Here is a 4132-nt window from a genome sequence, read left to right on the forward strand (position 1 = left end):
TCCTTGCGATACGGGTCGAACCGCGCCGCGATCGAGCGCGCGTAAGGCAGTCCGCCCGGCAGCACGACGAGGTCGCCGCCATCGGTCTCGCACAATCCGGCATCGAGGTAGGGGCGCAGCAGCGGCCCGGCCTCCTGCCACAAGTCCGCCGCCACAGGCGCGCGGCCCTGGCACAGCAGTGCCTCGATCACCGCGCCGCGCCGCTGGTCCTCAGCGCTCCGGACGATCCCGCGCGTCGCGGTCAGGCGGTCCTGCGAGAGCATCATGCGATAGCGCCCGGTGTTCTTCTCGTTCTGGACGAGCAGGTCCGGGAAGCCGCCGATCGCAGAGGCACCCAGCCCCAGCAGGACCGGCGCCTGATCGTCGGTGAAGCCCTGGAAGTTGCGGCGAAGGTGCCCCGTCAGCGTCGCCTGCGCCAGCGGGTCGCCGGGCAGCGCGAAGTGGTCGAAGCCCACCGCGACATAGCCCCGGTCCAGCAGGAAGGCGTGCCCGTAGGCCGCCATGGCGAAGCGCGCCTCGGCATCGGGCAGTTCGCTCGCATCGATCTTGCGCTGGCGGGGGATCAGGTGCGGAACGTGGGCATAGCCGAACAGCGCGATGCGATCGGCGCCGAGCGCGACGGTGCTCTCCAGCGAATCCTTCAGGTGCGCCATGGTCTGGCCGGGCAACCCGTACATGAGATCGAAGTTCAGCGATCCCACGCCCGCGCCGCGCAGCATGGCGACGGCCTGCTCGATCATCGCCGTGGGCTGCACGCGGCCGATCGCCCGCTGCAACGGCTCCGCAAAGGTCTGCACGCCGAGGCTGGCACGCGCGATCCCGACCGAGGCGATCACCCCCGCCCACCCGGGGCCAAGGGTGCGCGGGTCCAGTTCGATCGAAGTGACCGGGTGCGAGGTCTCGAACTGCAGCGTCAGTGCATCGACCAGCCGCACGAAGTCGATCGGCGAAATGCCGTTGGGACTGCCGCCGCCAAAAGCGATGCGCGTCACCCGCGCTCCTCCGGCCAGGCGTTCGGCGACGAGATCGATCTCTCGGTGAAGCGCGTCGAGGTAACTCGCTACCCTGTCCCGCCGGTTGGCGACGCTGGTGTTGCAGCCGCAGTACCAGCAAATCTTCTCGCAGAACGGGATGTGGACATAGAGCGATACCTCGCCTTGCGTGCGCTCCAGCGCCTCCTCGTACTGGCCCGCGCCTATCCCGCCAGCGAACTCGGCGGCGGTGGGGAAGCTGGTGTAGCGCGGCACGGGAATCGCCAGCAGTTCGGGGTGATAGGTCCACATGGCCGCAACTTTGCCTTATCCCTCCGCGCCGTCATTGCGATCGATCAAGCCGCTTGCGTTTGGAATCGGAATGGCAGCCCTTGGCGCAGCATGGCCCCTGCGGCGGTCCCGAAGGTGGGGGGACCGGCACGCTCACCGCGCCGCCGCCGCAGGTCATCGCGACAAGCTCCCGCGCCTCGACCTGCAGCGGGCCGACCATTGCCGGGACCAGCGCCAGCGTGCCGAACAGCGCGAGCAGGCGCCGTGTCATGGCGCGTCCTCGTCGATCAGGATGCGGTTGGCGGCGCCGTCCATATCCTCGTACTGGCCCGAGCGCATCGTCCAGAAGAACGTGCCCAGCGCGCAGAGCCCCATCGCCAGCGACAGCGGGATCATGAAGCCGAGGATCGTCATTTCCCGTCCTTCCCTGCCGCGCGCGCCAGCCGCAGCGAATTGCCGACCACCAGCAGCGAAGAGCCCGACATCGCCAGCGCCGCCACCAGCGGGGTGACGTGGCCGAGGATCGCCAGCGGCACCGCCAGCACGTTGTAGCCCACCGCCATCGCGAAGTTCTGCCGCACCACCCGCATGGTAGCGCGCGCCACCTTCACCGCCGTTGCCACCGGCATCAGCCGCTCACCGACGAAGACGCCATCGGCGGCCTGCTGCGACACATCGCTCGCCCCGCCCGGCGCGAGGCTGACGTGGGCGCCCGCCAGCGCCGGGCCGTCGTTGAGCCCGTCGCCGACCATCAGCACCTTGTGCCCAAGCCCCGCGCGGCGTTCGAGCAGCGCCAGCTTGTCCGCCGGGCGCATCGCCGCCGTGGCGAACAGGCCCAGTTTCCGCGCGACGCCGCCGACCGCCTCCACCCGGTCGCCCGAGGCGATCGCGGCGGTCAGGCCCTGCGCCTTGAGCGCCGCCAATGTCTCGGTCACGTCGGGGCGCAGGCTGTCGGCGAAGGTAATGCGGGTGCGGGTGCCATCGACGAGCAGGTCGACGGCGAGAGTGTCGGTCTCCACCTCGGGCCGCAGCAGCGCGACTTCGGCGCCATCCCAGCGCCCGATCATCCCGGAGCCGGCAGCCTCGCGCACCAGTTCGACGGCTGCGGGCTCCACACCTTCGCCGCGCAGCGCATGGGCGAGCCCACGGCTCAGCGGATGGCGGCTCGCCTGCGCCAGACCCAGCGCGATGGCGCGGCTGCGCGGGCCGAGCATGGCCAGCGTGACCGGGCGCGGTTCGCCCAGCGTCAGGGTGCCGGTCTTGTCGAGCAACACTTCGTCCGCCTCGGCCAGCCGCTCCAGCGCCGAGCCGTCCTTGATGAGCAGGCCCCGCCGCATCAGCGCCCCCGCCGCGACGACTTGCGCCGCCGGAACCGCAAGGCCGAGCGCGCAAGGGCAGGTGATGATGAGGACGGCGGTGGCGATCGTCAGCGCCTTGTAGACGCTCGCCCCTGCGATCAGCCAACTGCAGAAGCTGAGGAACGCGAGGGTGTGGACGGCGGGCGCATAGAGCCGCGCCGCGCGGTCCGCCACGCGCACGTAGCGCGAGCGGGACTGGCCCGCCTCGTCCATCAGCCGCGCGATGTCGGCGATGGCGGTGTCCTGCGCGGCGGCGGTGACGCGCACCCGCACCGGGTTGCCGAGGTTGATCGTGCCCGCGTGGACGAGGTCGCCGGGCACGGCGGGGCGCGGGGCGCTCTCGCCGGTCAGCATCGCGGTGTCGATGGTGGTGCGGCCTTCGACGACCTCGCCGTCGGCGGCGAGCGCTTCGCCTGCCGCCACCAGCATCGTCATGCCGGGGCGCAGCTTGTCGGCCTCGACATAGCGGGCAGTGCCGTCCTCGTCGAGAACGTGCGCGCCCCGCCCCATGCGACCGAGCAGGGCGGCGATGCCGGAGCGCGCACGGCCGCGCATCATCGCGTCGAGCGTGCGGCCCGCGAGCAGGAAGAACAGCAGCATCACCGCGCCGTCGAAGTAGGCGTGCTCGCCCCCGGTCAGCGTTTCGTAGAGGCTCATGCCCGTCGCCAGGATCACGCCGATGGAGATCGGCACGTCCATGTTGGTTCGCCGGTACTTCAGCGCCATCCACGCCGAGGCGAAGAACGGGCGGCCCGAATAGACCACCACCGGGATGCCGATCAGGGCGCTGATCCAGTGGAACATGCCGCGCGTCACCGCGTCGGTGCCCGACCAGACCGAGACCGAGAACAGCATGATGTTCATCATGCCGAAGCCCGCCACCGCCAGCGCGCGGATCAGGCGCTTCGTCTCCACATCGTCGCGGGCGAGCGGGTTGTCGGCGGCGCGTTCGGCCTCGAAGCCGAGTTTGCGCAGCTCCTCGATCAGCGTCTCGGCATCGAGCGTCTCGGCATGGCTGACAGCGACGCGCTTGGCGGAGAGATTCACTCGCGCCGAAGCCACGCCGGGGACGAGCCCGAGGCCGCGTTCGATCTTGCCGATGCAGCCGGCGCAGCGGATGCCGGGGACGGTGAAGCGGCTGTCGATGCTGGGCGCGGTATCGAGTGCGGTTTCGGCAGGGACCGACGGCGGGGGTGTGATCGCGTTCATGCGCCGATCTCCTGTTCGGTGCGCCATTGGCGGCCATCCGCCTCGATATCGAAGCGCAGGGTCCAGCGGCCTGCGGGCAGCGGCTGGGCGCTGATCCACTGCGCGCCCTCGCGGCGGAAGGTGAGCGCGATGTCGGGCAAGCGGCCGAGGGGGTGGCGGGCCACGGCGGTGAGCACTTCCCGTCGTCCGGGACTTGATCCGGGACCGGTGGCTGTCTTTAGGCGCGCGCCATCTGCGGGCGCCTTGCCGGCCGTGGGCGCCTCGCCGGAAGGTGGGCTGGTCATGGCCAGCGGTCCCGGATCA

At 70.8% G+C, this 4132-nt stretch carries 5 protein-coding genes; all 5 read right to left on the reverse strand.

Annotation, left to right across the window (positions count from 1 at the left end; all coding sequences use genetic code 11):
* Nucleotides 1-1283, reverse strand: a 1283-nt coding sequence (gene hemN, locus ACYPYD_RS21905) for an oxygen-independent coproporphyrinogen III oxidase (protein ID WP_459665495.1), incomplete at its 3' end; no start/stop codon positions are given.
* A gap of 31 nt (nt 1284-1314) precedes the next feature.
* On the reverse strand, nt 1315-1533 hold the full coding sequence (locus ACYPYD_RS21910; RefSeq protein ID WP_459665496.1) for a hypothetical protein: 219 nt from the start codon (nt 1531-1533) through the stop codon (nt 1315-1317).
* Entirely contained in the window at nt 1530-1676 is a 147-nt protein-coding gene (gene ccoS / locus ACYPYD_RS21915) for a cbb3-type cytochrome oxidase assembly protein CcoS (RefSeq protein ID WP_008832429.1), read from the reverse strand. Before ccoS ends, ACYPYD_RS21910 begins: the two co-directional genes overlap by 4 nt.
* The gene (locus ACYPYD_RS21920; RefSeq protein WP_459665497.1) at nt 1673-3829 is read right to left on the reverse strand and encodes a heavy metal translocating P-type ATPase; all 2157 of its coding nucleotides are present in this window, start codon (nt 3827-3829) and stop codon (nt 1673-1675) included. Before ACYPYD_RS21920 ends, ccoS begins: the two co-directional genes overlap by 4 nt.
* On the reverse strand, nt 3826-4132 hold a 307-nt coding region (locus ACYPYD_RS21925), incomplete at its 5' end, for a FixH family protein (RefSeq protein WP_459665499.1). The genes ACYPYD_RS21920 and ACYPYD_RS21925, both read right to left, overlap by 4 nt.

This window comes from Novosphingobium sp. 11B (genome assembly GCF_054589055.1).

Bases quoted from the DNA above. Each gene is read 5' to 3' on its own strand.
- ACYPYD_RS21910 (WP_459665496.1), bottom strand. From the start codon at position 1,533: ATGACACGGCGCCTGCTCGCGCTGTTCGGCACGCTGGCGCTGGTCCCG.
- ccoS (WP_008832429.1), bottom strand. From the start codon at position 1,676: ATGACGATCCTCGGCTTCATGATCCCGCTGTCGCTGGCGATGGGGCTC.
- ACYPYD_RS21920 (WP_459665497.1), bottom strand. From the start codon at position 3,829: ATGAACGCGATCACACCCCCGCCGTCGGTCCCTGCCGAAACCGCACTC.